Genomic DNA, 25,462 nt, shown 5'->3' with positions numbered 1-25,462 from the left:
CTCCTGAGTATATCCAGCGGGGATGCCGTGCGAGGGAATTCCGGGGCGTCCGGTTTGGGGGCTCTCCTGCCGGGAAGTCGGAACGGGTGCGCGAACTACTGACGAAACTCGAACAGGCCACCGGTCTCGACCGGGTGGGTGACCGGCTGCAGCGCGCCGTCCAGGGCACTCTGCGTTCCCAGCGGGTACGCGACGCGCTGCACGGCGTGTGGCTCGGCCATCCGCTGCACCCCGCGATGGTGCAGGTGCCGGTCGGCGCATGGATCTCCGCCGCCGTGGTGGACCTGCTGCCCGGCCAGCGCCGCGCCGCCACCGCCCTGGTGGGTCTCGGTACGGTCAGCGCGGTGCCCGCGGCCGTCGCCGGGCTCAACGACTGGGCCACGCTCACCCGCGACCAGCGCCGGGTCGGGCTGGTGCACGCCGCCGCCAACACCGTCGGCCTGGCGTTGTTCGCCGGCTCGCTGGCGGCTCGGCTCAACGGGCGGCACGGACTCGGCCGGACGCTGTCCTATCTGGGGCTGTCCGCCGCGAGCGGTGGGGCGTACCTGGGTGGGCACCTCGCGTACAAGCAGGGCGCCCAGGCCAGCCAGAGCGTCTCCGAGCTGCACCTGATCAGCGACGGCTGGCACCGGGTCGGTGACCTGAGCAGCCTGCCCCGGCACGAGCTGGTCACCAAGAAGATCGACGACGTCCCGGTGATCCTCTACCGGGACGGCGACGACGTCAGCGTGATGCTGGAGCGCTGCCCGCACCAGAGCGGCCCGCTCGGCGAGGGCACGGTGGAGCAGATCGACGGCCACGCCTGCGTGGTCTGCCCCTGGCACGGCAGCGCGTTCCGGCTCGACGGCGGCGAGGTGGTGCACGGCCCGGCCGCGAACGACCAGGTCGTGCTGCCCAGCCGCGTGGTGTCCGGCCGGGTCGAGGCCCGGCTGCCCTGACTCAGTCCCGCCGGTGCCGTCCGCTGGACAACGCGCGGGCGGGTACCGGCCGCTTGCGCAACCCGAGCAGCGCGCCGATCTGCGCACCCACGATGCTCGCCACGGCCAGCACCGCCGAGATGGCGAGCGGACGGTTGATGCCCTCCTCGGCGGTGGCGCGGGACGCGCCCGCCGACATGGCCGGCGGCTGACCGACAGGCGCCTCCACGGTGGGCGTCGCGTCCCGCGGCGTGGGCTTGGGCTTCGCCTTCGGGGTGGTCGACGAGGCGCCGCCGCCACCCGGCTTCACCGGCGCCGTCTCGGCCGGCTTGGTGACCACGATCCGTCCGGTGGCGTGCCGCCGGGCACCCGAGTCCGTCGCGCCCTCCGGCAGCGTGATGAGCTGACCCGGGCGGATCCGGTCCGGGTCGGCGAGCCGGTTCAGCCGGGCCAGCTCCTTGTATCTGTCGAAGTCGTCCAGGTAGCGATCCGCCACCTCGCCCAGGTAGTCGCCCTTCGCCACCCGGTACACGGCCGGGTCGTCCGCCTTCGACGCGATCGGCGCCGGCGGGGTGACCTGGCTCGCGGCCACGGCCGGTGAGGTGACGGCGGCGACCGCCGGTTGCGGGGCGGTCAGCGCGGCGGCGCTCGCCGCGGCCGGGCTCGCGACCAGGATCAGCGCGACCGAACCGACGAGTGCGGCTGCGGCCTTCTGCTGGCGGTGCATGCCGGGCAGCTTCGGCGCCGGCCGGCGTACCGCCGCCGCGAGCAGCTCCACCAGTACGGAGAACGCGAACGTGGCCCAGCCGAACCAGCCCACCACCGCCAGCGCGCGCAGGAACAGCCGGCCGTCGTCGCGGCTGGTCAACGCCGTACCGACCTCGGCCAGCGTGGGCAGATGATCCGGCAGCGGGTTGCCGGCGAACGCCAGCAACGCGACCGGCCCGCCGGCCAGCACGCCGACGAGCACGACGAGGGCGCCGAGGCCGGTGAGAACCTGGCCGGCGCGGCGGACGGGGGAGCGTCGGGGTGCGCCCATGGCGGCCTTCCCTTCCTACGGTGGTCCGGTGAGCGCCCGAGCGGTGGCCTCACCGGTGACGGTGGCGTTCTCTTGCACGCCGAACAGACTCAGCAGGTCCCGGCTGTAGGTGATCTGCACGCGTACCCGGATCTGGGTCTCGGTGCCGACCACGGGGAAGTCGACCTCGTGGTCGCGGACGCCGCCCGCGGCGTCGAGGTAGGCGGCGACAGCGGCGCGGGCGGCGACCTGGTCGATCCGCTTCGGGCCGCCCTCGATGGCCCGCGCCCGGTCGATCATCTGGCCGCCGGCGCGGGCCGCCTCGGCGGCCAGGTTGTCCGCGCGCTGGAGCGTGCGCAGTTGACCGGCGCCGTCGTAGGCGAGGCCGATGATCGCGAGTACGCCCGTCATCGCCACGGCCAGGAACAGGCTCACCCGGCCGCTCTCCGCCTCGCGCCGCCCGGTCATCCGCGACTCCGGTAGGTGTCCAGCGGCGAGGTGAACCTCGCCGAGACGGTCTTGCCGCCCGGCACGCCGGGCAGGCCGGGCGCGCTCAGGTCGTCGAAGGAGACGGTGCAGGTCACCGTGACCGTCACTGTCGCCGGCACGCCTGCGGCGCTCTGGTACGCGGCGGCGAAGCTCGTCGTCGTCCCGGCCACCGAGCCCGCGAGATCGATCCGGGGTGGGCCGGTGCAGTTCAGCCCTGCCCAGCCGAGCTGGTCCTGGGCCGCCACCTCGGCGGCCTCCGCGCCGTCGTCGGCGGTGCGGGCGAGCGAGGCGGCCCGGGCGGCGTCGTGGGCGGCCGACTCCACCGCCTCGTCCGCGATCGCGGTCCGCCCGGCGACCCCGGCCAGCACCATCAGCCCGATGAAGGCGGGCGCGAGCACCGCCACCTCGATCGAGACGGAACCCCGGTCCCGCCGTGGCCCGGCGCTCATCCGGTGGTCCAGTGTTCGGCCGGGCCGTGCGCGGTCTGCGTGACCTCGAACGAGACGCCCGGGATGACCGACAGGGAGCGTCCCTGCACCGTGCAGGTGACAGCTGTGGCTGTCTCGACGCAGGTCGGGCCGGTCTGCTCCCAGCCGACCAGCCAGTCCCCGGACTGTTGCAGGAAGCTGATCGCCCGCTGCCGTCCGGCGTCCGGCCCGGCGTCGATCGTGCGCTGGGCGTTCACAGCGGTCTGCGCGGCGTTCAGCGCTGTGGACCGGGCCACGAACCAGACGGCGACCTGGATCGAGCCGAACAGCATCACCAGGATCACCGGCATCACCACGGCCAGCTCGACCGGGTTGGCGCCCCGCTCGCCCTCGGCCAGGCGGGCGCGCAGGGCGGGGCGGGGCATCACGGGGCCTGCGGCGCCGTGTTGTTCGGGATGGCGTTCATCCAGTTGTTCGCCTTGGCCAGGGCGAGCCCGGTGACCGCCATGGCCACCGCGACCAGGCCGAAGATGATCACCGCGGTCGGCACCGGGCTGTCGCCGCGCTCGGAGTCCCGGCGCAGCTCGGCGAGGCGGGTGCTCACCGCCACGTACAGGTAGGCGTAGAGGTGCATGGTCGTCTCCTTCTCGGGTGGGTTCACAGGCGGGCGAGGAACGGATAGACGGCGAAGCCGAGCAGGACGAACACCAGCAGCGAGCCGGGGATGTCCAACTTGCTGGTGACCCCCTCGGCCCGGGCCAGGTTGTCGGTGCGGATCTGGTCGCGCAGCGAGTCGGCGCGGGACCGCAACGTCTCGTGCACCTGGGCGCCCTCACTGCCGGAGGAGCGCATGATGGCGCCCACATCACCCAGCTCCGGGATGCCGATGCGCTCGGCCAGCTCCTGCAACTCGTCCCAGGGCGAGTGCATCTGGAGCTGCGCGAGCCGCAGCGCCTCCCGGATCCGGTCGAAGACCCAGCCGTCGCAGACCGCCGCCGCGCGTTCCAGCGACTGCACCGGGCCGTGCGCGGCGGACAGCTGCAACGCCACCAGGTCGAGGTAGGTGCAGACCGCCTGCCGGAACTCGTCCCGGGCGGCGTCCGCCTTGGCCAGGACCGTGCGGTGCGCGAGCAGTCCGGCGCCGAGCGCCAGGCCCAGGCTGGCCACCACCGGTACGGCCACCGGCAGCGCCACCCCGCCGACGAAGAGCACCGCCGACGCGACCGCCGGGGTGGCGAAGCCGACGAGCGCGGACAGCAGCACCGACAGCGCGTACTGCTCCGGGGTGCGGTCGAGCAGGGCGAGTTGCCGGTGCGGCGGGCGCAGCCAGCGGGCGAACCCGCCGAGCCAGTCCGGCCCGGCACCGGCGGCCGGGGCCTGGCCGGGCGGCTGGTGCAGCCGGCGCAGCGCCGGGCCGAGCGCCGGGGTGGCCGGCAGCGCCTCGCGTACGACCAGGAACAGCCCGAGCCCGACCGCGCACCCGCCGAGCACCGCGATCGCCAGCTGCCAGTTGAGTGCGCTCACGGTGCCCGCCTTTCGTTCGCGACTGCGGGGCTCGCAAGCTCGCTCCTCGCGCTCACGCGATCGCCTCATCCAGGTCGGGCGCGGGCAGGAACCGCGCCGGCCGGGGCGGCTGGCTCATCGAGCGCACCCAGACCAGCAGGCCGACGAACGCCGCGCCGAGCACCGCCATCACGAGCTGACCGGTCAGCGTCCCGTAGGGACGGATGTAGTCGCTGTTCACCAGCCCGTACGCGAGCGTCGCCAGCGTCATGCCGGTGAGGAAGCGGACCGCGAACCGGGGCTGCGTGCGTTTCGCCTCGACCTCGCGCCGGGTCGCCACCTCGGCCGAGGCGGCGGTGGCGATCGACCCGAGCACGTCGCCGAGGCGCTCGCCCCGGTCGGTGAGGTGCAGGATCAGCGCGGCCACCACCTGGTCGGCGACCGGGTCGGCGATCTCGTCGGCGAAGGCGAGCAGCGCGGAGCGGGCCAGCCAGCCGGCCTGGAGGCGGGCGGCGAGCGTGCGTACCTCCTCCTGGATCTCCTCCGGCGCGGTGGCGATGGTGCCGATGATCGCCTGCTGGAGTCCCTGGCCGGTGGCCGAGATGTCCTTGAGCCGGCGGGTCCACTCGCCTACGGCTTCGACCCGGGCGATGGCCCGCTGCTCGGCCCGGCCGACCGCGAACAGCCACGGCACGCCCGGTACCGCGAGCGCCACCAGCAGGCCGACCACCGGCAGCCCGGTGAGCAGGAACGCCGCCGCCCCGGCGACCACAGCGGCGCCGAGCAGGAGCTGGTAGCGGCGCTGGTCGGCGCGGCTCGCGCCGGAACCGGTCCAGAGCCGGCTCAGGCCCGGCCCGGCACCGGGCGCCGGACCGGGCGGGCGACGGGTGCCGACGAGCGCGACCACTGTCAGCACCAGCCCGGCCACGCAGGCCGCGCCGGAGACCAGGGCGATCAGTTCGATCTGCGTCACGCCGGGCCTCCGCTCGGCCGCGCCCCGAGGCGGGTGTGCCGGGGCCGCCGCCACGCGCCCACGCCGGCCTCGACGAACCGGGTGAGCAGGCGGGCGTCGTAGCCGACGCGCAGCAGTTGGTCGCGGATGCGTTCGGGCAGGTGGCGGGGGACCGCACGGCCGTCCGGTCCGGGGCCGAAGACGGTCGTGGTGGTGATCCGGTTGCCCTCGCCGACGCCGATGACCTCCTCGACGTGCGAGACGAAACGGTGCTTGCGCCCGCCGATCGCTGTCTCGTCCTCGACCGTCACGTAGACGATCAGGTCGAGCGCGTTGCCGGCCATCCGGCGGGCCTGGTCGACTGTCATCTCCCGGCCGTGCGACAGCGCCAGCTCGATGATGCGTTCGCTCACCCCCGAGGGGGTACGCGCGTGGATGGTGCACATCGACCCGCGGCTGGTGGTCATCGCCTGGAGCATCGGCACGATCTCCCGGGACCGCACCTCGCCGACGATGATCCGCAGCACGCCCATGCGCAGTGACACCGGGATCAGGTCGGCGATGCTGACCTCACCCGCCGGTCGCCCGTCCGCGCCGCGCTCGCCGTGGCCCTCCCGGGACTCGAAGCTCATCACCGCCCGGTGCTTGTGCCCGCGCCGGGCCGGCAGCAGCTCCCGGCTCTCCTCCAACAGCACGTACGGCTCGTCGGCCGGGATCTCGTCCATCAGCGCGCGGATGACAGTGGTCTTCCCGGCACCGGCGAGCCCGGCGACCATGATGTTCAGCCCGGCCCGCATGGACGCGCGGAGGAAGTCGCGCAGCAGCGGATCGATCATCTCGTCCAGGTCGGGCCGGCCGCCCGCGATGTCCTCCAGGCTCACTTCGAGCGTGTTGTGCTTGCGGATCACCGCGTACGGACGGTGGCTGACCAGGAACACGGCGGCGAGCCGGCTGCCGTCCGGTAGTTGCAGGTCGAGCGTGGGCTTCGAGGTGGACAGTGACCGCTCGGTGGCACCGGCCCGGCGGGCCGCCGCCTGGAGGATCTCCACCAGCTCGTCGTCGGTCTCGGCGATCGGCTCGGCCCAGTCGACGCCGCCGCCGTGCCGGGTGATGCGTACCTGGTCGCAGCCGAGGATGTGCACCTCCTCGATGCTGTCGTCGACGAGCAGCGTCTGGAGCCGGCCCAGCCCGACGAGTTCGGCTGTGACCTGGTCGAGCAGCAGGCGTTCCGAGTCCGCGGCCATCGGCGTGCCGGCCCGGCGTACCGAGTCGGCGTACGCGGACACCACGGCTACCGCCAGCCGGGCGCGCTCGACCTCCTCGGCGTCGGCGTCGAACTCGCGTCCGCGCTGCCAGTGGGTGAGTCGTTCGCTCAGTTCCCGGCGCAGCTCGCGGACCACGGCGAAGTCGACCCGGGGGCGTGGCGGTGGCGCCGGTGGCGCGGCGGGCGCCGGGCCGGGGACGTGGTGCCGCCCGTTCGGCGGGGCGAGCGGCGGCACAGTGGAGACGACGCCCGGCTGCTGCGCGCGTGGGTCGTGGGAGACCGGCTCAAACCGCACCGGACACCCCCGGCACGCTCGGCGCGGTCACCGCGCGCGGTGTGGTCGCCCCGGGCCAGGCCAGCCGGGCGCGCCGCCGGTCCAGCAGCGCCCGTACCGGCACCTCCAGGGCGCCGGCCGCGCGCATCAGCGGCCGGTTGGCCCGTACGGTGCCGCCGTGGGCGAGCACCTCGGCGGTACGCGGGTCGTGCGGCAGGCGGGCGATCACCGGCAGCCGTAGCGCCTTGCTGATCTCGCTGGTGCCGTGCCCGTCCCCGACGACGAGGAGGCGCAGCGTGCCGGGCGGTACGCGGTGCTCGGTGAGGTCCCGCTCGATCGCGCGGGCGGTGGCCCGGGTGGCGGAGAGGTCGGGCAGGTGTGCGCGCGTGACCAGCAGCACCACCGCGGCGGCCCGCAGCAGCGGCCACGGTGGACCGCCGACCGCCAGCCGGCCGCAGTCGACCAGCACGTCGTACGGCGGTTCGCCCCGTTCCAGCCCGGTGAAGTAGTCGGCGAAGCGCTGCCAGAGCGGGATCACGCTGCCGGCCTGGGCCGGGTCCACCACCCCTGGCAGCAGCAGCCGTTCGCGGCGGGGCGCGTCCAGGTCGACCAGCTGGGACCAGAACGCGTGTTCCAGGCTGCCGTCGCGCAGCTCACCCACCGCCAGCTCGCCGATGCCGCGCGGGCCGTCCAGCGCCCCGCCGAGGTACCCGGCGAGGATCGAGCCGCCCGCCGGGTCGCACTCGGCCAGCACGAGCCGCCGGTGCCAGCTCAGCGCGGCGGCGAGCGCGGCGGTGGTGACGCCCGGCGATCCCTTCGCCGAGACCAGGGCGATGATCGCCATCAGGCCGCCTCGGTGAGCACGAGCGCGATCCGGTCGTCGGCGGCGAGCGCCACGACGGCCGGCACGTCCCGTACGGCCAGCGCCAGGTAGACCACCACGTCACCGTTCTGCGGCGCGGCGGTGTCGATCACGGTGCCCTCGAACCGGGTGCCGCCGCCACGGGACGCGTCGGAGCCGCCGCCGGTCGCGTTCGAGGGCGTGCTGACCAGCAGCACCTTGTCGCCGGGGTGCAGCTTGCGGGCCGGCACCTGCTCGGGTTCGAGCCCCAGCGCGATCTGCTGCTGCCCGGCGCCGAGCAGCGGGGCCTCGGTGAGCTGGGCCGGGGTGAGCAGCGTGCCCGGGGTGAGCCGGACGGCCGCCCGCAGCCCGAGGACCTCGTCCATCCGGTCGGCGGACACCGGCTGGAGTTCCCGCCCGCCGGAGACGCGTACCGGCACCAGGTCGTCGGCGGTGAGCTGCTGTCCCACGTCGACCGGCCGGGCCACTGCGAGGTACGTGCCGGTCGAGCGGACCGAGGTGACCGCGAACGCCGCGCCCAGCCCGCCGAGCGCGATCAGCAGGACCGCCAGGCCGAGCAGGCCGGGGCGGACGCGTCGTTGCCGGACCACCTTCGGCGGCGCGACCGGTGCCTCCACCGGGGTTCCGTTGCGGGCTGCCACGACACTCATCGGGTCACCACCTGAAGCTCGTTGATCTGTACCGGGACGACGCCGCTGGACCGGCTCTGGGCGATGACGCCGCTCTCGCCGCCGCCGGACCACTCGACGGTCCAGAACGTCGTGGCGCTCACCTCGTAGGTGCCGGCCTTCGGATAGCCCTGGTCGAGGCCGCAGTCCGGCGAGGTGGAGCCGGCCCTCGGCCCGTTCGCCCGGTACGGCGTGCCCGGCCCGTCGCAGGTGACGTCGATGTCGTCGGACATGTGCCAGACGATCCGGTCCACCTTCGCGGTGATCTCCACGGTCAGCCCCCGGTCGGAGGCGGACGCGGACAGCGGCCCGAAGTAGGCCTCGCCCGGGCTGGCCCACATCCAGACGGGCAGCCCGACCAGGCCGGGGCCCTGGCTGCGCCGGGGCGCCACGGCGGCCCGGGGCGGGAGCAGCGAGATCGAGGCCAGCGCGCGGCGGGCGAGTTCCTCCGGGTCCGGCGGCGCGCCGTAGCCGGGCGGCGGGGCGTCGAGAAGCGCCCGACGGATGCTGCCGAGGTCGCCGCCGTTGCAGGTGAGCTGGTACCACTGTTGGCCGGGAGCCGCCTCGCCCTGCGGCTCCTCGAGCTTGTAGTAGCAGCCGTCGGCGTTGTTGAACCAGCCGAGAACCGGGTGGTAGCAGGCGATGGCCCGGCCGTTCCACTGGCACTTCGGCGTGCTTCCGCCGTTGCCGCCTCCGCCGCCGTTGTCACCGCCGCCACCCGGTCCGCCTGGTCCACCGGGGGTGCCGGGGTCGTCGTCCCAGACGTCGCAGTCGGTCTGTTCCGGCGGGCAGGAGCCGCCGGGGTCGGCGGCGCGGGCGGGTGCGCCGGTGAGCGTCAGCAGCGCGGCCAGGCCGGCGGCGAGCAGCAGCCGGCGGGGCGTCCCGGCCCGGGTCGGACGGGCCGGGACACCCCTTCCTCCCCAGGTCAGCACGGCTGGTCCTGGTGCGCGGCGCCGCCGTTGACCAGCCATCGGCCGTCCGGGAAACGGACCGCTGTGGCGGTGGCCAGGTAGCGCCCGCCACGGGTGCCGGGTACGGCCCTGCGGTTCTTGGCGTAGACGAGCCGGTATCCGCTCGCGTCCAGGCAGTCCTGGATCTCGACTGTGGGCGGGCGGGCGGCCAGGTCGACCGACACGACCTCGGGGTCGGAGAGCAGTTTCCCGGTACGCATCGCGCCGTGCTCCTTCGCGTCGAGAATCGCCATTCGCACCCGGGTCAGCAGCGGATCAGCCAGAAAACGGGTCAGAGCGGGATGGGACGGATCGCTGCGCGCACTGGCTGCCCGGGACGCGTCGAGATAGCCGGAATAGGCGGCCAGGGCCGCTTTTCCGGCGGCGTCCTCCTCGGCGCTGGAATGGGCGGCGGGTGCGGCGGCACGACCGGTCAGCGGACGGGTGGCCGCCTCCGGCTCGGTGCCGCAGCCGGCCGAGCCGACCACCAGCACAACGCTGAGCAGGACGATTTCCCATCGGCGGGATTGCCGTGTGCGCAACGCCGATCCCTCCTCGGTGCCGGCCCGGGGCGATCACGCCGACCCGCTCCGGGCATGCGGAAGCGCGCCCGGAACTGTCACTCCGGGCCCCCGTCGCCGCCATTTGTATTGACCTGTACTGATCGCTGCGGATTCTGTGCCCTGGTGCCTCCGACGCCAATTGATCGGGGGTTGCGTCGTACCCAAGGGGCGAGCATAGGCTCACGTCCGCCGATGCAACAGAGGTAATTCACGTGAACACGGTGAGTGAAGACGGGAGGTGGTGGCCGGTGTGTGTCGCCGCGATGACGAGTGGGCTCCGGCGGGGCTCCGGGCCGGCGGGCGTGTGCTCACCCGTACGCGCCGCGGTGGTCGCGACGGACCGCCGGTATGGGTGGGGAGCGTGCCGCTCGTCCGATCCGTCCCGCCGGTTCGCCGGGGTTCACGCCGTGGCTCGCCCCGGCCGCCGCCGCGTCGCATCAGACGCCCCGGCACGCCTCGGTCGTCACATCCGCGCGAAGGAGAAATCACTCTGCGTGCTCCACGGTGGAACGCACGGCGACCGGACGGGGGATCCGGCATGACGGCTGAACGGGTACGGCGTACCGGACCGGTGGCCGATGCCCGCCGTCCGAGTACCCGGCTGGTCGCCGCCCTGACGGTCGTACCCCTGCTCCGGCTGGCGGTGGCGCGCTACGCCGTACCGCCGGGGTCTCCGGACCGGACGGCGTGCGACGGCTGCGGCGCCTCGATCGGGCTGGACCGGCCGCTGCCGGCGCTCGGCCCCGCGGCCCGGTGCCCGGCCTGCCGGGCCCGGGTCGGCGCGCCGCCCGCGGTGGTGGAGGTGGCGTTGCTGCTCGCGGTGGCCGTGCCGGTGTTCGCCGGCGGGGCGCCCGCCGCGCGGCTGGCGCTGGCGTGGTGGCTGGTCTGGGCGGTGCCGATGACGATCGTGGACGCGATGGCGCACCGCCTGCCCGACCGGCTCACCTGGCCGGCCGCCGGCGGCGTGTGGGCGCTGCTCGGGGTGGCCGCGCTGACCGGTCCGGGCGTCGACCCGCTGGTACGCGCCGTCCTGGCCGCCCTGGCGCTCGGCGGCGGCTTCGCCGCGACCACGCTGCTGTTCGGGCGGCGTGGCTTCGGCCTCGGCGACGCCAAGCTGGCGCTCGGCGCGGGCGCGCTGCTCGGCTGGTACGGCTGGCCGGTGCTGGTGGCCGGGCTGGTGCTCGCGCTCCTCCTCGCCGGGGTGGCCGGGGTGGCGCTGCTCGCCGCCCGGCGGGTCCGCTGGTCCGGGCACCTGCCGTTCGGGCCGTTCCTGGTGTTCGGCACCGCCGCCACGCTGGTGCTCGTCACCGTGTGATCGGCCACCCGCAGGTGCGGGCGGGTTCGCCAGGGGTATCGGAGTCCCAGCCACCTCCCAGCCGGGTCTGGTTCGGTGGCGGTCCAGGCTTCGGACTCGGGAGGGCACGTGCCGCACGGCGACGACGGTTGGCGGATCCGGCGCACGAGCGCGGACCTGGACCGGCTGGGCGAGACCGAGTCCGTCTTCGCGCTCGCCAACGGCTGGGTGGGCTGGCGCGGGACGCTCGACGAGGGCGAGCCCTGCGGCATGCCCGGCAGCTACCTCAACGGGTTCCACGAGCAGCACGAGCTGACCTACCCGGAGAGCGGGTACGGGTTCCCGGAACGCAGCGACACCGTGATCAGCGCGCCGAACGCCGCCCTGATCCGGCTCTGGGTCGACGACGAGCCGCTGGACCTGGGCACCGGCACGATCCGGCGGCACCACCAGGAGCTGGACCTGCGCGCCGGGGTGGTCCGGCGGGAGACCGAGTGGGTCTCGCCGGGTGGCCGGGGTGTGCGGATCCGCAGCACCCGCCTGGTCTCGCTGACCCGCCGTCCGGTCGCCGCCGTCGACTGGGCTGTCGAACCGCTGGACGAGCCGGTCCGGCTGCGGGTCGGCGCCGACCTGCTCGCCAACCAGCGGGTGCCGGAACGCGCCGACGACCCCCGGGCCGCCTCGGTGATCCACGACCCGCTCACCGGCGAGATCGGCCGCGACGACGGCCTCGACGGTGTGCTCGTGCACCGGACCGGGCGCAGCGGCCAGCGGGTCGCCGTCGCCGTCGCGCACCGGGTCGAGGCGCCCGACGAGATCGCCACCGACACCGAGCTCACCGCCGACCGGTTCCGGCTGGCGCTGTCCGGTCCGGTACGCCCCGGCGAGCGGATCCGGGTCACCCGGTTCGCCGCGTACGAGTGCGCGGACGTCGACGGCACCCCGGCCGGTGAGCTGGCCGACCTGGTCGTCGCGGAGGCGGACACGGCCCGCGACGACGGGTTCGACGCCCTGCTCGCCGAGCAGCGCGCCGCGCTCGACGCGGCGTGGGCCACCGCCGACGTCGAGCTGGACGGCGACCCGGAGTTGCAGCTCGCGGTCCGGTTCTCGGTGTTCCACCTGCTCCAGTCCGGCCGCGCCGACGGCGACCGGACCATCCCGGCGAAGGGGCTGACCGGAAACGGCTACGACGGGCACGTGCTCTGGGACACCGAGGGCTACGTGTTGCCGGTGCTGACGTACCTGGCGCCGGAGCTGGCCCGCTCGGCGCTGCGCTGGCGGCACGCCCACCTGCCCGAGGCCCGCGAGCGTGCGGCCGAGCTGCGCCTGACCGGCGCCACCTACCCGTGGCGGACGCTCAGCGGCCGGGAGTGCTCCGGCTACTGGCCTGCGGGCAGCGCGGGCCTGCACGTCAACGCCGACATCGCCGACGCGGTGCTGCGGTACGTCGCGGCCACCGGCGACACCGCGTTCCTCGCCGAGTGCGGCGCCGAGATGCTGATCGAGACCGCCCGGCTGTGGCACGGCTACGGCCACTTCGACGACGGCGGCGCGTTCCACCTGACCGGCGTCACCGGCCCGGACGAGTACTCCGCGCTCGTCGACGACAACGTCTTCACCAACGTGATGGCCCGGCGGAACCTGCGCGGCGCCGCCGACGCCGCGCAGGACTGCCCGGAGGTGGCCGCGCGGCTCGGCGTCGACGCCGCCGAGGTGGCCGGCTGGCGGGCCGCCGCCGACGCCATGTTCGTCCCGTACGACGGCAAGCGCGGTGTACACGAGCAGTCGGCCGGATTCACCGCGCAGCCGGAGTGGGACTTCGCCGGCACCGGCGAGGACGACTACCCGCTGCTGCTGCACTTCCCCTACCAGGAGCTGTACCGCAAGCAGGTGGTCAAGCAGGCCGACCTGGTGCTGGCCATGCTGCGCTGCCCGGGGGAGTTCACCGCCGAGGAGAAGACGCGCAACGTCGCCTACTACGAGGCGCGGACCGTCCGGGACTCGTCGCTGTCGGCGTCCGCGCAGGCGATCCTCGCCGCCGAGGTCGGGCATCTCGACCTGGCGTACGACCTGTTCGCCGAGACGGCGTTCCAGGACCTCGCCGACCTGGGCGACAAGACCGCCGACGGGCTGCACCTGGCGTCCCTGGCCGGCGCCTGGCTGGTGGTGGCGCAGGGCTTCGGCGGGCTGCGCGACGACCGGGGCGTGCTCGCATTCGAGCCGCGGCTACCCCGGCCGATCACCCGGCTCGCGTTCCACCTGCGCCGGCACGGGCACCGGCTGCGGGTCACGCTCACGCCGCAGGAGGCCCGCTACGAGCTGCCGGACGCCGGGCCTGGTGACGCGGTGGAGCTGTGGCACCACGGCGAACAGCTCCGCGTCACCGGCGACGGGCCGGTCACCCGGCCGATGCCGCCGGTGCCCGACCCCGGTCCCGAGCCGGAGGCCCCGCCCGGCCGCCGTCCGGAACGGCGCGCTCAGGAGGCGGGCGGCGACTGAGCCGGCAGGCCGGACATCCGGGCGACGACCTCCTCCAGCGCCTCGAACGCGTACGCCCAGTTGTGGCACTTGAAGCTGCGCAGCCCGGTGATCGGGGTGCGGCAGTCGGCACAGTGGACACCCGGGATCGCGTCCGGCACCTCCGTGTTCACGTACTTGCGCTCGCCGAGGATCACCCGCGCGATCATCGTGTGGTCGTGTACGCCGTGCAGCGCGGACGCGACGATGTCGTACCAGGTGACCCGCCGCTCGCACTTCGGGCAGTCCGGCTCGTCGCCGCTGACCCACAGCGGCGCGCCGATGCTGCGCGCCGGCATGTTCAGCAGCTTCTCCAGCCGTCGCACGTCCGCCTCCGGGGTGGTCCACCGGTGCCGCCCGGGCAGCGACGCGGGCGAGTCGTAGACGGCGCGGAACACCACCGGCTCGACCTCCACTGTCTCCCGTCCACCTGTCATCGGTACCTCCTCGCGCCGGCGTGTCCCACCGTCGTACCAGGTGGACGGCGGGATCGGCCGGACCACCGACACGACGGGTCAGCGGTGTGTCGCCCAGAGTGCTACACATCGAGGCGTGACGGAGGCTGAGAACCGACCCAATGTCGCCCGGATGTACGACTACTACCTCGGCGGCTGCCACAACTTCGCGGCCGACCGCGCCGCCGCCGAGGAGGTCCTGAAGATCTTCCCGGACACCGGCGTCGCCGCGCAGAGCAACCGCGCGTTCCTGCGCCGGGTCGTGCGCTGGGCGGCCGGGCAGGGCGTACGCCAGTTCCTCGACATCGGCGCCGGCCTGCCCACCCAGGGCAACGTGCACGAGGTGGTCCGCGCCGTACGCCCCGACGCCCGGGTGGTCTACGTCGACCACGACGAGGTCGCCGTCGCGTACGCCCGGCGGTTGCTGCCTGCCGACGGCCGCACCGTCGTGCTCCAGGGCGACCTGCGGCGTCCCGGCGACCTGCTGGCCGACCCGACGCTGCGGGACACCATCGACCTGAGCGAGCCGGTGGCGGTGCTGCTGCTCGCGGTGCTGCACTTCGTGCCGGACGCCGACGACCCGTACGCGGCGGTGGCGACGCTGCGCGACGCGACAGTCCCGGGCAGCGTGCTCGCGCTGTCCCACCTCACCCTGGACGGCCTGCCGACGCTGCCCACCGAGCAGGGCACAGCGATCTACCGCCGCAGCAGTTCCCCGCTCGTGCCCCGCACCCGCGACGAGGTGGCCCGGTTCCTCGACGGGTACGAACTGGTCGAGCCGGGCCTGGTCAAGGTGGCGGACTGGCGGCCCGACGGCGAGCCGCAGGCGGCGGTGTCGCACGGCTACGGCGGGGTGGGCGTCCGCCGCTGAGCGCGGTCAGTCCAGGCCGCCGTGCGCGGCCCAGAGCGCGGCGGCGCGGTCGGCCGCCGCGGCCACGAGCGCGGCCAGCTCCGGCCGGTCGGGCACCCGGAACGACACGTACGCGCCGCGTCCACCGGCAGTGGGCCGGCCGTACGCCTTCGCGGCGAGGCGCCCGTCCGGCAGCAGCCGGATGTTGAGCGTGGTCAGCGTGAACTCCTCGCCGCGCCGGGTGTCGGTCCAGCGCAACTCCTCCGGCACTGTGACGTTGATGGCGAGGGCGCTGACGTCGGGGGAGGCGGCGCTGCTCATCCGGCGATCGTCGCACGGTCCGCCCGCTGTGCCCTCCCGCCGTGCCTTTCCGCCGGTCACCGGCGCAGCGTCGTCTCGCGGGTCATGTGGGACAGCTTCTCCGGGTTGCGCACCGCGTAGAGGCCGCTGATCCGGCCGTCGTCGAGGCGTACCGCGACCACCGTGTCCAGCTCGCCGTCGAGGCGTACCAGCAGCGCCGGGTAGCCGTTGACCTGCACCGGTTCCATCGACGCCACGGCGGCGATCCGGCGCCAGCCGCCCGCGAGCAGGCGGGCCACCTTGTCGCCGCCGGTGACCGGGCGGGCGATCGCCTGCTTGATCCCGCCGCCGTCGCCGACCAGCACGGCGTCCGCGGCCAGGACGCGGAGCAGCCCGTCCAGGTCGCCGGTCTCGACCGCCCGCCGGAACGCGTCGAGCGCGTCGCGGGCCTCGGCCGCCGGGACGGTACGCCGGGGGCGGCGCGCCGCGACGTGGGCCCGCGCCCGGTGCGCGATCTGCCGCACGGCGACCGGGGTCCGCTCGACCGTCTCGGCGATCTCGTCGTAGCCGACGTCGAACACCTCCCGCAGGACGAACACGGCCCGCTCGGTCGGCGTGAGCGTCTCCAGCACCAGCAGCATCGCCATCGACACGCTCTCCGCAAGCGTCACGTCGTCTGCGACGTCGGGCGCGGTGAGCAGCGGTTCGGGCAGCCACGAGCCGACGTACGACTCCTTGCGCCGCCCCAGCGTGCGCAGCCGGGACAACGCCTGCCGGGTGGCGATCCGGACCAGGTAGGCGCGCCGGTCCCGGACCGCCTCCAGGTCGACGCCGGCCCAGCGCAGCCAGGTCTCCTGCACCACGTCCTCCGCGTCGGCCGCCGAGCCGAGCATCTCGTACGCGACGGTGAGGAGCAGGTTCCGGTGCGCGAGGAAGTCCTCGGTGGCGCGGTCCGCCATGACTGGCTCCTTCGCTGCTCGGTTGCGTTCCCCACCAGACGCCGGCCGCTGTCGCCGTGTGACAGCCGGTCGCTGTGGTGGTCCTCACCCGGTGCCGCCGTCACGCCGGGGCGGTCCCCGGCATCTCGTGTTCGTCCGACGTCCACCCCAGCAGAGAGGGCGCAACCATGCAGACCCGATTCAACCTGTTCGAGAACCCGGTCTCGGCGACGTTCATGAAGCGCTTCGCCGGTGCGGGCCTGATGATCCACCAGTCGTCGCTGCCCCGCACCGTCCAGGAGCTGGTGTCGCTGCGGGCCAGCCAGATCAACGGCTGCGGCTGGTGCATCGACATGCACACCAAGGAGGCGGTGGCCGGGGGCGAGAGCGCGGTCCGGCTGAACCTGGTCGCCGCCTGGCGCGAGTCGACTGTGTTCACCGAGGCCGAGTGCGCGGCGCTGGCGTTCGCCGAGGAGGGCACCCGGCTCGCCGACGCCCACCAGGGCGTGTCCGACGAGACGTGGGAGCAGGTGCGCAAGCACTACGACGACGACCAGATCGCCGCGCTGGTCTGCCTGCTCGGGCTGATCAACGCGGCGAACCGGTTCGCGGTGCTCGTGCACCAGCGCGGCGGCTCGTACGAGCCTGGGATGTTCGCGGCGGCCATGGGCTGAGCGCCGCCGTCACCGCAGGTTCCAGAAGAAGGACCGGACGTCGTCGACGAACAGCTCCGGCACCTCCAGCGCGGCGAAGTGACCACCCCGGTCGAACTCGCTCCATTGCCGGATCGTGTACGTCAGTTCGGCGATCGGCCGCACGGACCGGGTGATGTCGTGCGCGAACACGGCGACCCCGAGCGGGGGCGGGCAGGGCGCGGGCGGGCCACCGAACGCGCTCTCCCGCACCAGCCGCGCGGACGAGGCGGCAGTGCCGGTGAACCAGTAGACCGAGACGTCGGTGAGGACGCGGTCCACGCTGACGGCCGATCCCGGGTCGGTCCACTCGGTGAACTTCTCCGCGATCCACGCGAGCTGCCCGACGGGTGAGTCGTTGAGCGCGTACGACACGGTCTGCGGCCGGCTGGCATAGAGCACCTGATGAGGGTGCCGTTGCGTCTTGAGCCGCCTGATCCGGTCGAGCCGGTCCCGGTCCTCGCCTGATAGTCCGGCTTCCCCGGTCCAGCCGGGTGGCGGGGGCGTGGGCAGGTAGTTGAGGTGGACGCCGACGACGTGCTCCGGGTCGATGCCGCCGAGCCGGGTGGAGATGACCGAACCCCAGTCGCCGCCCTGTGCGCCGTACCGCCGGTAGCCGAGCCGGCGCATCAGCTCGGCCCAGGCGCGGGCGACGCGGTCGACGTCCCAGCCGCGCTCCCGGGTCGGGCCGGAGAAGCCGAACCCGGGGATCGACGGCACGACCAGGTGGAACTGTTCGGACAGCGGGCCGATCACGTCGAGGAACTCCACGACCGAGCCGGGCCAGCCGTGGGTGAGGATCAGCGGCAGCGCGTCCGGGTCGGCGGAGCGTACGTGCAGGAAGTGGATGTTCTGCCCGTCGATTGTGGTGGTGAACTGTGGATACCGGTTCAGCTCGGCCTCGGCCTCCCGCCAGTCGTAGGCGGTGCGCCAGTGCTCGGCCAGCTCGCGTACCCGGGTCAGCGGGATGCCGTAGTCCCACCCGGCGTCCGGCAGTTCGTCGGGCCAGCGGGTGCGGGCCAGGCGGTCGGCCAGGTCGTCGAGGTCGGCCTGGGGGACGTGGACGCGGAACGGCTCGATCACTGTCGCTCTCCGATCGTTGGTCACACTAACGTTGGCGCGACCAACGGTATCGCAGATCGTTGGGGGCGCCAACGGTTTCGGTTAGGCTGGGTTCGTGGACAACCCGGAGCCGGACCTCGTACCGACCCGCCTGGCCGGCCTGCCGAGCTGGCTCATCACCCGGACCGCCGTACGCGCCGGGCGGCTGGTCGCCGACGGCCTCGCCGCTGTCGACGCGCGGGGTTACCACTTCCGGCTGCTCGCCACGCTCGACGAGTTCGGGCCGGCCAGTCAGGCGGCGCTCGGCCGGCGCAGCGGCATCCACGTCAGTGACGTGGTGGCGGCGCTCAACGAACTCGCCGAGCGGGAGTTCGTCACCCGCAGCCCGGACCCGGCCGACCGGCGGCGCAACGTCGTCACCATCACCGCAGCCGGGCGGCGGCAGTTGCGGCGGCTGGAGAAGCGGCTCGCCGCCGTCCAGGACGACCTGCTCGCGCCGCTGTCGCCGGACGAGCGCGCGGACCTGACCCGGCTCCTGTCGCGAGTGCTGGCCCACCACACCCGCCCGCCCGCCTGACCGCCGCCTTCCGGCGCGGTTCTCGGGCACGCCCTACCATTATCGTTCTCGATAGTGATAACGTCTGTGGCGTGACGACGTCGATGGAGCGGTGGGCGGAGATCGCGCTGCACCCGGTGCGGATCCGCATCCTGCGCGCGGTCGCCGGTGCCCGGGTGACCACGCACGACCTGGTCGAGCTGCTGCCCGACGTCCCGCAGGCCACCCTCTACCGGCACCTGGCGACGCTCGTGAAGACCGGGATGCTCGACGTGGTGCAGGAGCGCAAGGTCCGCGGGGCCGTCGAGCGGGTGTACGCACTGCCCGCGCACGGCGCGGCGCTGGACCCCGCAGCACTGGCGACGGCGACGCCGGAGGACCACGCGCGCTACTTCACCGCGTTCGTGTCGAGCCTGCTGTCCGAGTTCTCCCGCTACCTGGCGAGGGACTCCGTCGACTTCGTCGCCGACGGCGTCGGATACCAGCAGCTCGTCCTGCACCTGACCGACGCCGAGCTGCACGAGTTCGCGGCCGGGCTCAACGCGCTGGTCGGCCCGTTGCTCGCCAGAGGGCCCGGCGACGGACGGATCCCCCGGCTGCTGGCGACCATCCTGATGCCCGCCGACCGCCAGGCGGCCCCCGGCGACACGCACACATCAGCGCACGACTCCGACACGACGAAGGGCGACGACTGATGGCATCGGTAACGCTTGACCGCGACGTGATCGACATCCGGTTCACCGGATGGGAACGAATGTGGGTCGGCCGGGAGCGGTTCACGCTGCGCCTGGCCGCCGTGCGGCACGCCGCCCCGGTGGACGAGCCGATCCGGCTGGCCCGTGGCGCCCGGCGTGGGTACGCGGTGTCCGGCTTCGCCAAGGTCGGCGTCTGGGGCATCTTCGGCGGTCCCCGGCAGCTCGTGGCGGCCCGGCGCGGTAAGCCCGGTCTGCACCTGGTGCTGGACCGCGCGGCGGCCGGCGGGGAGTTCGACGAGGTCGTCGTCTCCGACCCGGCCGCGTCGCGCCTCGCCGAAACGATCGGGCGTGCGACGGGGAGCCGGCCATGACCGGCGACCGGCTGGCGATCGAGGCGTCGGGCCTGACCAAGCGCTACGGCGACGTCACCGCCGTCCGCGACCTGACGTTCACCGTACGACCCGGCGCGGTCACCGGCTTTCTCGGCCCGAACGGCGCCGGCAAGACCACCACGATGCGCATGCTGACCGGACTGGTGACGCCGACCAGCGGCGCCGCCACGATCGGCGGGCAGCCGTACGGCCGGCTGGCCCAGCCGTCGCGGACCGTCGGCGCGGTGTTCGACGGCAACGCGTTTCACCCCGGCCACACCGCCCGTGACCACCTGGGCGTCTACGCCGCGATGGCCGGCTGCCCGGACGGTCGCGTCGCGGAACTGCTGGATCTGCTGGGCCTCGCGCAGGCCGCCGACCGTCGTACCCGGGAATTCTCCACCGGCATGCGGCAGCGGCTCAGCCTCGCCACGGCGCTGCTCGGCGACCCCCGCGTCCTGCTGCTCGACGAACCGTCGAACGGCCTGGACCCGGAAGGCATGTCGTGGCTGCGCGGCCTGCTGCGCCGGCTCGCCGACGAGGGCCGCACCGTGCTCGTCTCCAGCCACGTCCTGCACGAGGTCCAGCAGGTGGTGGACGACGTGGTGGTGATCCGGCGCGGTGAACTCGTCGCCGCCGGGCCGTGGTCCCGGCTCACCGGCCCACCCACGGTGCTCGTCACCTCGCCGGACGCCACCGACCTGGCCGCCGCCCTGACGGCGGGCGCCGGGTCCGTCGAACCGGCCGGGCCCGGCCGACTGCGGGTACGCGGACTGGACGCGCCGCGCGTCGCCGACCTGGCCGCGGACCACCGGCTGCGGATCCACGAGCTGGTCACCGAGACCACGAGCCTCGAACAGCTCTTCCTCGACCTGACCACCGATACGGCGGAGGCCCGATGAACCTGATCAGAGCGGAACTACGCCGGATCCTGGCCACCCGCATGTGTACCGGGCTGCTGCTCGCCGCCCTCGCGCTCGGCGGCGGCCTGGTCGGGCTCATGGCGCTCGTCGGACCGGAGAACTTCGACCCGCCGATGCCCGGCCTGCACACCGAGGAGGGCCTGCGGTCGATCCTCGGCATCCTCGGTTTCACCGCCTTCGTGCCGGCCGCCGCCGGGGCCCTCGCGGCCACGTCCGAGTACCGGCACGGCACCGCCGCCGTCACGTTCATGTTCGCGCCGCGCCGAGGGCGGGTGCTCGCCGCCAAACTCGCCACCCACGCGATCGTCGGCCTCGGCTACGGGATCGCCCTGGCCGGCTCCGCCGCGGTGGCCCTGTTCACAGTCGCCGCCGCGCGTGGCGTGTCGCTGGGCCTGCCCGCTCCCACAGTGCTGGCGCTGCTCGCCCGCATCGGCGTCGCGATGGCGGTGTACCTGCTCGTCGGCACCGGCGTGGGCGCGCTGCTCCGCAACCAGGTCGCGGCCGTGTGCGTCGTGGTCGGCTACCTGTACCTGGCCGAGCCCGTACTGATGATGATCCCCGGCGTCAACGCGCTCTACCCGCTCCTGCCCGGCGGCGCCACCGCCGCACTCACCGACTTCACGTACGTCGCCGACGCGATGTCCGCGCAGCTCGGCAGCGACGCCGTCGCGCTCCTGCCACCGGCGGCCGGCGCGCTGCTGCTGACCGGGTACGCGATCGCCGCCGCCGCGATCGCCGTTGTCGTCCCGATGCGCCGCGACATCACCTGAGCGTCGCGAGCCGGACGATCTCCTCGGCGGTCAGCGGGCTGCGGGGGTGGTGGGTCAGGCACATCGGCGCCTGCATCTTGACGAACCGGGCACCCTCCACCGCGGCGTAGAACTGGCCGGTACGCAGTTTGCCGATGTCCGGGACGTCGGTACCCTTCGCCCTGGCCACATCCCGGGCCGCCTCGATCTGCACCGGCACGGTGAGAAGGCCGAAGAACTGCGTGGCGGCGTTGCCGGGGATCTGGTTGTGCAACGCCTTCGGCGCCTGGGTGGCGAAGACCAGCCCCAGCCCGTACTTGCGGGCCTGCGAGGTCAGCGCGAGCGTGCTCTGGGTGCAGGCGGTGACGGCGCCGGACGGAGCCAACGTCTGCGCCTCGTCCATGACGAAGAGTCCACCGAGTGGCCGGTCCCCGGCCGGATGGCGCTTGATCCAGGTGAACAGGGCGAGTTGCAACTGGTTGACGAAGCTCTGCCGCTGATTCTCCTCGGGCAGGCCGGCGAGGTTGATCACCGAGACCCGGGCACGGCGACCGGGTGGCGGGGTGAGCAGTTCGCCCGGGTCGACAGGGGTTCCGACGCCGCCCAGGAGCGGATCGTTGATCAGGGCGGCCTTGAGCAGCTGTGCCATGCCGGCGGCCAGTTTGGGCGCGCTTTCGAGCTGACTCACCCCGTCCGGTAGGTCATTGAGGACGTCGGTGAACTCACGCAGGTCACTCTCGCCGCTGCGCGCGTAGCCGATCAGCGCCTCGCGCAGCACGGCCCGGCCGAGCCGGGCCTTGTCGGTGCCGCCGTCCACCCGGGCGTGTGGGGCGAGCGTGGCGACGGCGGCGTTGACGGCCGAGGTGAATCCGTCCGGGTCGTCGAGCACGTCGGCGAAGGCCGGCAGCGGCTGGAAGCTCAACGGCCGGCCGGCCTGCCGTCCCGGGGTCCAGACGACCACGTCGGTGCCGGCCAGGTATTCCGCCGCGCGGCGGGCGTCGTCGGCGCCCCAGCCCGGCGGCGGCGCGGGCCAGTCCTCGCCGAGCCGGGCCAGGTCGTTGTTGGGGTCGAGCACGATGGCCGACACGCCGCGCAGGGCGCACTCCTCGACCAGGCGGCGGATCAGGACGGTCTTGCCGGACCCGGAGCCGGCGAAGATGACTGTGTGTCGACGCAGCGCCTCCAGGTCGATGCCGACCGGGTCGGGCCGTCCGGTGACAGTTCCGATCTCCATCCGCTCCGGGTCGATGCCCGCAACCGGCGGCAGGGGAGCGACCACCGGCGGCACCGGGACGGGATCGGCAGAGCGCGGTGCGGCGGTGACCGGCGGTGGCTTCCCGACCGAGGGCCGGTCCGGCGCCTCCTCCGGTCCCTCTTCGGCCCGGACGGCTGCCGGCTCGCCCGGCCGGTCGCCCAGCGCCTCCCGCAGGCAGGTGATGTCGGACGCCGGCCGGCGATCGGCGAACCACGGCCGCAGCGTCTCCCGCCCGTAGTCCTGGATGAGTTGTTCGAGCGCGGCCAGCCGGGCGACGTCCGGCGCGTTCAGGGGAAGTCGCCGGCCGCCGGCCCGCTCGAACGCGTCAAGCACCTCGCGGGTACGGGCACCGGCCGACCACTCCGCGCTTCGCAGCAGGAAGAGCCGGCGTTTGGCGACCCCCTCGGTGAGCCCGGCGGTCGTGATCGCGTTGCGGATCCGGTTGAGCACGGCGATGTGGTGCGGCGCGGAGATCGCCCGGAACGACCAGTGCTCCTCGTCCTCGCTGTCCTCGCTCAGGCTGTGCCGTAGCCGGGCGTGCAGCGCCGGCTTGGTGCCGGCGGGGATCGGGTCGAGGCTGAACGCGTCGACGGCCGTGCCCTGCGCGGCGATCCACGCGGTCAGGCCGGCTTCGAGCAGGCGCGGGACGCGGGCGTCCTCCGACTGCGGGGACAGGGCGGAGGTGGTGTCGGCGGCGGCGACCAGCTCCGCATACCGGGCGTCGATCTTGCCGAATCCGTTCGTCCGGTCTTCCGGCGGCGGCCCGGTGACCGGGGCGTGGGCGAGCCCGTCGGCGGCGCGATCGCCGGTCGTGTGCAGCAGGTGCCGCAGTTCCCGCGCCTCACCGTCGGCCAGACAGGCCCGGACGTGTGCGTCGATCCGTCGCAGCAGCTCACGGGGGGTGAAGCCGACTACTTCCTGGAACGCGTCCGGGTGGACTGGCCAGGTGGGGTGGGGCGGTGTGAACCCGAGGCCCTCGAAGAGCACCGCGAACCGCTTCTCGACCAGCTCGCGACCCACCTCGACGGACGGGATCTCCTTGAGCGGGGCGGCTTCCCGGAACCGGTCCTGGACGGTGTCCGTCGCCTGCTGCTGGATGCTGCGCCACGTCTGCGGCAGGCACGAGACGACGGACAGGGTCCGGCGAGTGGTCTCGCGCAGCGCCATCAGGCCGCTGGCGACCTGTTCGAGCAGGAGCGACGTCTGCCAGTCCGCCTCGCCCCGGGCGTCCTGGTTCGTGGCCTTCACGGACTGGGCGATCATCAGGTCGATCTGGTCCACCGCGATCACGGTCGGGCCGACGACGGCGAGCAGCCGGGAGATGTCCCGGACCACCTCCTGGGGAGCCCGTCGGTTGCGCCGCAGCCCCCACCCGGCCCGTTGGCCGGGCTCCTCCTCGTCCATCGAGGACAGAAAGTCGTAGCCGATGTCCTGCACCGCGGACTGCTCGGCCGCGTAGAGCACCAGGGCCCGCGCGGTGTCCTGGCACTCCGTGCCGATCTGGCGGTCCTTCTTGCGGATCAGGTCGGCGAACGCGTCGAGCGTCGACCGGCTGAGTTCGGTCTCGCCGGCGACCGCGCGCCGTACCGTCCGAGGCGCCCCCACCTCGTCGGCCAGCCGGCGCAGGAACGTCCGCAGCTGGGTCGTCTCGTCCGGCATCGGCCGGACAAGGCCCTCCAGCATCGAGATCGCGGTGCGTTGCCAGAACGTCCGGGCCTCGAGCAGCTCGACCAGGAAGAAGAACCCGCCGCGTGCCTGCACCTGCTGGCGGACCGTGCCGATGAGGTGGGTCTTGCCGGTGCCGCGCTGGCCGAGGATGGCCACCCCCACCGGACTGGAGTCGGTGCTGGCCTGAGCCTCCGCGAAGCTGTCCAGGACCGTCGTGACGACGTCGTGGTGCAGGCCCTCCACGTGGAACGGCGTGGGTTTCCAGACGTCGTCCGGGGTCGGAGCCCAGTTGAACCTCAGCGCTGCGAGGGCACGGCGTTGCTCGTCACCGATCATGACGAGATGGCGACCAGATGCTTGTCCTGGTTGCCGATGGTCACCGCCGCCGCCCGCTCCTGCGGCTTGAGGACCTTCTGGTTGGACTCGGGCACCAGGTGTACGCCACGCTCCCGATTGAGCGTCATGAGTGCGGCGTCGAACTCGGGGCGGGACAGGTCGGTGAGAGCGCCGCGAAGGTCGGCCAGCATCACGTAGTCACCGGGCTTGGCGGCCAGCTCGTGGTACGCCTGCCGGATCAGCGCGACCGCGTCGACGGCTGGTGCCCCCGACGACGTCACCGGCGGCGCGACGACCTCGCTCCGGTTGATCTGCATCCGGAAGAGGTCGTCGGCGCGGGTCCCGGAGTGGTCGATCAGCCGGCGCAGGAAGTCGAGCGCCACGTAGAGCGTGCCGCCGGCGGTACCGGCACCCTTGGGTGGCTCCGCGCCCAGCTCCTCCGTGGCCCGATCCCATCCTCTGTCGGTGAGCGCCAGGGTGATGGGCTTCTCCGTAACCTCGATCAGGCCGAGTGACTGAAGTCGACGGCGGTGATCCGCCTTCAGCCCGATTCCGGCGACATTGGTGAAGTAGGTCTGCGGCAAAGGCGCCGCCTTCACCATCAGCGTGACAAGAATGCACCGGTCGACGAGGGTCAGTTCCTTTTCCGGCATGCGGATGCTCCTCTGCGGCACGAGCTCCCACCGCGTCGACGGTGTGATCGAAGGCTCGGAAGGGGTGGCCATGATCGAGGTGGGCAACGAGGGCTGGCCCCGGCGCACGGGCCGATTCTGCCGACGGTGCCGGACTCGCGCAAGGTCACCGATCTCGCTGACGAAAGCCGACAGGGCCGCGTAGTGGATCTCCAACGGTCCTGCGTGGGCGGCTCGATTGAGACGCCTGTTCGGCGGCTTCGGCGCGGTTCGCCGTCCCG

General features: G+C 73.6%; 28 protein-coding genes. 10 read left to right on the top strand and 18 right to left on the bottom strand.

Annotation, left to right across the window (positions count from 1 at the left end; translation table 11 throughout):
* Nucleotides 1-86 precede the first annotated feature (86 nt).
* Nucleotides 87-938 (top strand): Rieske (2Fe-2S) protein, encoded by an 852-nt coding sequence (locus tag FB455_RS23625; RefSeq protein WP_013283457.1) that lies wholly within the window; start codon nucleotides 87-89, stop codon nucleotides 936-938.
* A gap of 1 nt (nucleotide 939) precedes the next feature.
* Here FB455_RS23625 and FB455_RS23620 read toward each other — a convergent pair whose 3' ends face one another.
* Genes FB455_RS23620 through FB455_RS23565 form a run of 12 tightly spaced genes read right to left on the bottom strand, consistent with a single transcriptional unit; the run spans nucleotide 940 to nucleotide 9,867 of the window.
* Complete coding sequence (locus FB455_RS23620; protein WP_013283458.1) at nucleotides 940-1,956, bottom strand: LysM peptidoglycan-binding domain-containing protein; 1,017 nt, start codon at nucleotides 1,954-1,956, stop codon at nucleotides 940-942.
* A 15-nt stretch (nucleotides 1,957-1,971) separates the two neighbouring features.
* On the bottom strand, nucleotides 1,972-2,403 hold the full coding sequence (locus FB455_RS23615) for a pilus assembly protein TadG-related protein (protein ID WP_145754989.1): 432 nt from the start codon (nucleotides 2,401-2,403) through the stop codon (nucleotides 1,972-1,974).
* The gene (locus FB455_RS23610) at nucleotides 2,400-2,873 is read right to left on the bottom strand and encodes a TadE/TadG family type IV pilus assembly protein (RefSeq protein ID WP_145754988.1); all 474 of its coding nucleotides are present in this window, start codon (nucleotides 2,871-2,873) and stop codon (nucleotides 2,400-2,402) included. The genes FB455_RS23615 and FB455_RS23610 overlap by 4 nt, the downstream gene beginning before the upstream one ends.
* Nucleotides 2,870-3,277: a TadE family protein gene (locus tag FB455_RS23605; protein WP_145754987.1), complete on the bottom strand. Its 408-nt coding sequence runs from the start codon at nucleotides 3,275-3,277 to the stop codon at nucleotides 2,870-2,872. The genes FB455_RS23610 and FB455_RS23605 overlap by 4 nt, the downstream gene beginning before the upstream one ends.
* A complete protein-coding gene (locus FB455_RS23600; protein ID WP_013283462.1) occupies nucleotides 3,277-3,486 on the bottom strand; it encodes a hypothetical protein in 210 nt (69 codons plus the stop codon). The genes FB455_RS23605 and FB455_RS23600 overlap by 1 nt, the downstream gene beginning before the upstream one ends.
* A 23-nt stretch (nucleotides 3,487-3,509) precedes the next feature.
* On the bottom strand, nucleotides 3,510-4,376 hold the full coding sequence (locus FB455_RS23595; RefSeq protein ID WP_030273438.1) for a type II secretion system F family protein: 867 nt from the start codon (nucleotides 4,374-4,376) through the stop codon (nucleotides 3,510-3,512).
* A 52-nt stretch (nucleotides 4,377-4,428) separates the two neighbouring features.
* Entirely contained in the window at nucleotides 4,429-5,382 is a 954-nt protein-coding gene (locus FB455_RS23590; protein WP_369752094.1) for a type II secretion system F family protein, read from the bottom strand.
* The gene (locus tag FB455_RS23585) at nucleotides 5,325-6,866 is read right to left on the bottom strand and encodes a TadA family conjugal transfer-associated ATPase (RefSeq protein WP_013473468.1); all 1,542 of its coding nucleotides are present in this window, start codon (nucleotides 6,864-6,866) and stop codon (nucleotides 5,325-5,327) included. The genes FB455_RS23590 and FB455_RS23585 overlap by 58 nt, the downstream gene beginning before the upstream one ends.
* Nucleotides 6,856-7,689, bottom strand: a complete 834-nt coding sequence (locus tag FB455_RS23580; protein WP_013283466.1) for a CpaE/TadZ family protein — start codon at nucleotides 7,687-7,689, stop codon at nucleotides 6,856-6,858. The genes FB455_RS23585 and FB455_RS23580 overlap by 11 nt, the downstream gene beginning before the upstream one ends.
* Complete coding sequence (locus tag FB455_RS23575) at nucleotides 7,689-8,357, bottom strand: SAF domain-containing protein (protein WP_128137032.1); 669 nt, start codon at nucleotides 8,355-8,357, stop codon at nucleotides 7,689-7,691. The genes FB455_RS23580 and FB455_RS23575 overlap by 1 nt, the downstream gene beginning before the upstream one ends.
* Nucleotides 8,354-9,307, bottom strand: a complete 954-nt coding sequence (locus FB455_RS23570; protein WP_145754986.1) for a hypothetical protein — start codon at nucleotides 9,305-9,307, stop codon at nucleotides 8,354-8,356. The genes FB455_RS23575 and FB455_RS23570 overlap by 4 nt, the downstream gene beginning before the upstream one ends.
* On the bottom strand, nucleotides 9,301-9,867 hold the full coding sequence (locus FB455_RS23565) for a hypothetical protein (protein WP_128139268.1): 567 nt from the start codon (nucleotides 9,865-9,867) through the stop codon (nucleotides 9,301-9,303). Before FB455_RS23565 ends, FB455_RS23570 begins: the two co-directional genes overlap by 7 nt.
* A gap of 559 nt (nucleotides 9,868-10,426) precedes the next feature.
* Here FB455_RS23565 and FB455_RS23560 point away from each other — a divergent pair.
* Nucleotides 10,427-11,203 carry a prepilin peptidase gene (locus FB455_RS23560; protein ID WP_145754985.1) on the top strand — a complete coding sequence of 259 codons (777 nt, stop codon included), beginning with the start codon at nucleotides 10,427-10,429 and terminating at the stop codon, nucleotides 11,201-11,203.
* 108 nt (nucleotides 11,204-11,311) lie between these two features.
* Complete coding sequence (locus FB455_RS23555) at nucleotides 11,312-13,681, top strand: glycosyl hydrolase family 65 domain-containing protein (protein ID WP_145754984.1); 2,370 nt, start codon at nucleotides 11,312-11,314, stop codon at nucleotides 13,679-13,681.
* Here the strand turns inward: FB455_RS23555 and FB455_RS23550 are convergent.
* On the bottom strand, nucleotides 13,660-14,136 hold the full coding sequence (locus FB455_RS23550; RefSeq protein WP_145754983.1) for a hypothetical protein: 477 nt from the start codon (nucleotides 14,134-14,136) through the stop codon (nucleotides 13,660-13,662). The two genes, FB455_RS23555 and FB455_RS23550, sit on opposite strands and share 22 nt — an antisense overlap.
* Before the next feature lie 115 nt (nucleotides 14,137-14,251).
* Between FB455_RS23550 and FB455_RS23545 the strand changes: the two genes are divergently transcribed.
* Nucleotides 14,252-15,025: an SAM-dependent methyltransferase gene (locus FB455_RS23545; protein ID WP_145754982.1), complete on the top strand. Its 774-nt coding sequence runs from the start codon at nucleotides 14,252-14,254 to the stop codon at nucleotides 15,023-15,025.
* A 6-nt stretch (nucleotides 15,026-15,031) separates the two neighbouring features.
* On the opposite strand, the gene FB455_RS23540 is transcribed toward FB455_RS23545, so the two are convergent.
* Both FB455_RS23540 and FB455_RS23535 read right to left on the bottom strand, forming a co-directional pair.
* Nucleotides 15,032-15,325, bottom strand: coding sequence for a hypothetical protein (locus FB455_RS23540; protein WP_047892875.1), 294 nt, complete (start codon nucleotides 15,323-15,325; stop codon nucleotides 15,032-15,034).
* Between the two features lie 56 nt (nucleotides 15,326-15,381).
* Nucleotides 15,382-16,263 carry an RNA polymerase sigma-70 factor gene (locus tag FB455_RS23535; protein ID WP_145754981.1) on the bottom strand — a complete coding sequence of 294 codons (882 nt, stop codon included), beginning with the start codon at nucleotides 16,261-16,263 and terminating at the stop codon, nucleotides 15,382-15,384.
* 167 nt (nucleotides 16,264-16,430) lie between these two features.
* On the opposite strand from FB455_RS23535, the gene FB455_RS23530 reads away from it, so the two are divergent.
* Nucleotides 16,431-16,916: a carboxymuconolactone decarboxylase family protein gene (locus FB455_RS23530; RefSeq protein WP_013283476.1), complete on the top strand. Its 486-nt coding sequence runs from the start codon at nucleotides 16,431-16,433 to the stop codon at nucleotides 16,914-16,916.
* Nucleotides 16,917-16,925: 9 nt separating this feature from the next.
* Here the strand turns inward: FB455_RS23530 and FB455_RS23525 are convergent, their stop codons facing one another.
* Nucleotides 16,926-18,017 (bottom strand): epoxide hydrolase family protein, encoded by a 1,092-nt coding sequence (locus FB455_RS23525; protein WP_145754980.1) that lies wholly within the window; start codon nucleotides 18,015-18,017, stop codon nucleotides 16,926-16,928.
* A 94-nt stretch (nucleotides 18,018-18,111) separates the two neighbouring features.
* Between FB455_RS23525 and FB455_RS23520 the strand changes: the two genes are divergently transcribed.
* The 5 genes from FB455_RS23520 (at nucleotide 18,112) to FB455_RS23500 (ending at nucleotide 21,311) form a co-directional block, all read left to right on the top strand.
* Nucleotides 18,112-18,573, top strand: coding sequence for a MarR family winged helix-turn-helix transcriptional regulator (locus FB455_RS23520; RefSeq protein ID WP_013283478.1), 462 nt, complete (start codon nucleotides 18,112-18,114; stop codon nucleotides 18,571-18,573).
* 71 nt (nucleotides 18,574-18,644) lie between these two features.
* Nucleotides 18,645-19,247 (top strand): helix-turn-helix domain-containing protein, encoded by a 603-nt coding sequence (locus FB455_RS23515; protein WP_244879709.1) that lies wholly within the window; start codon nucleotides 18,645-18,647, stop codon nucleotides 19,245-19,247.
* The gene (locus FB455_RS23510; protein ID WP_013283480.1) at nucleotides 19,247-19,618 is read left to right on the top strand and encodes a hypothetical protein; all 372 of its coding nucleotides are present in this window, start codon (nucleotides 19,247-19,249) and stop codon (nucleotides 19,616-19,618) included. The genes FB455_RS23515 and FB455_RS23510 overlap by 1 nt, the downstream gene beginning before the upstream one ends.
* Entirely contained in the window at nucleotides 19,615-20,520 is a 906-nt protein-coding gene (locus FB455_RS23505; protein WP_013283481.1) for an ABC transporter ATP-binding protein, read from the top strand. The genes FB455_RS23510 and FB455_RS23505 overlap by 4 nt, the downstream gene beginning before the upstream one ends.
* Nucleotides 20,517-21,311 carry an ABC transporter permease gene (locus FB455_RS23500; RefSeq protein ID WP_013283482.1) on the top strand — a complete coding sequence of 265 codons (795 nt, stop codon included), beginning with the start codon at nucleotides 20,517-20,519 and terminating at the stop codon, nucleotides 21,309-21,311. The genes FB455_RS23505 and FB455_RS23500 overlap by 4 nt, the downstream gene beginning before the upstream one ends.
* On the opposite strand, the gene FB455_RS23495 is transcribed toward FB455_RS23500, so the two are convergent.
* Both FB455_RS23495 and FB455_RS23490 read right to left on the bottom strand, forming a co-directional pair.
* Entirely contained in the window at nucleotides 21,304-24,549 is a 3,246-nt protein-coding gene (locus tag FB455_RS23495; protein WP_145754979.1) for a helicase HerA domain-containing protein, read from the bottom strand. The genes FB455_RS23500 and FB455_RS23495 overlap by 8 nt on opposite strands.
* Entirely contained in the window at nucleotides 24,546-25,397 is an 852-nt protein-coding gene (locus tag FB455_RS23490; protein ID WP_262420719.1) for a hypothetical protein, read from the bottom strand. The genes FB455_RS23495 and FB455_RS23490 overlap by 4 nt, the downstream gene beginning before the upstream one ends.
* Nucleotides 25,398-25,462 lie beyond the last annotated feature (65 nt).

Source organism: Micromonospora sp. CNZ296, assembly GCF_007827635.1.
This window is presented reverse-complemented; position numbering and strand designations above follow the sequence as displayed.

Coding starts and splice junctions, on each gene's coding strand:
- FB455_RS23495 (WP_145754979.1), bottom strand. CDS start 24,549: ATGATCGGTGACGAGCAACGCCGTGCCCTCGCAGCGCTGAGGTTCAAC.
- FB455_RS23610 (WP_145754988.1), bottom strand. CDS start 2,873: ATGAGCGCCGGGCCACGGCGGGACCGGGGTTCCGTCTCGATCGAGGTG.
- FB455_RS23600 (WP_013283462.1), bottom strand. CDS start 3,486: ATGCACCTCTACGCCTACCTGTACGTGGCGGTGAGCACCCGCCTCGCC.
- FB455_RS23505 (WP_013283481.1), top strand. CDS start 19,615: ATGACCGGCGACCGGCTGGCGATCGAGGCGTCGGGCCTGACCAAGCGC.
- FB455_RS23550 (WP_145754983.1), bottom strand. CDS start 14,136: ATGACAGGTGGACGGGAGACAGTGGAGGTCGAGCCGGTGGTGTTCCGC.
- FB455_RS23500 (WP_013283482.1), top strand. CDS start 20,517: ATGAACCTGATCAGAGCGGAACTACGCCGGATCCTGGCCACCCGCATG.
- FB455_RS23620 (WP_013283458.1), bottom strand. CDS start 1,956: ATGGGCGCACCCCGACGCTCCCCCGTCCGCCGCGCCGGCCAGGTTCTC.
- FB455_RS23575 (WP_128137032.1), bottom strand. CDS start 8,357: ATGAGTGTCGTGGCAGCCCGCAACGGAACCCCGGTGGAGGCACCGGTC.
- FB455_RS23510 (WP_013283480.1), top strand. CDS start 19,247: ATGGCATCGGTAACGCTTGACCGCGACGTGATCGACATCCGGTTCACC.
- FB455_RS23605 (WP_145754987.1), bottom strand. CDS start 3,277: ATGCCCCGCCCCGCCCTGCGCGCCCGCCTGGCCGAGGGCGAGCGGGGC.
- FB455_RS23580 (WP_013283466.1), bottom strand. CDS start 7,689: ATGGCGATCATCGCCCTGGTCTCGGCGAAGGGATCGCCGGGCGTCACC.
- FB455_RS23540 (WP_047892875.1), bottom strand. CDS start 15,325: ATGAGCAGCGCCGCCTCCCCCGACGTCAGCGCCCTCGCCATCAACGTC.
- FB455_RS23560 (WP_145754985.1), top strand. CDS start 10,427: ATGACGGCTGAACGGGTACGGCGTACCGGACCGGTGGCCGATGCCCGC.
- FB455_RS23535 (WP_145754981.1), bottom strand. CDS start 16,263: ATGGCGGACCGCGCCACCGAGGACTTCCTCGCGCACCGGAACCTGCTC.
- FB455_RS23530 (WP_013283476.1), top strand. CDS start 16,431: ATGCAGACCCGATTCAACCTGTTCGAGAACCCGGTCTCGGCGACGTTC.
- FB455_RS23615 (WP_145754989.1), bottom strand. CDS start 2,403: ATGACCGGGCGGCGCGAGGCGGAGAGCGGCCGGGTGAGCCTGTTCCTG.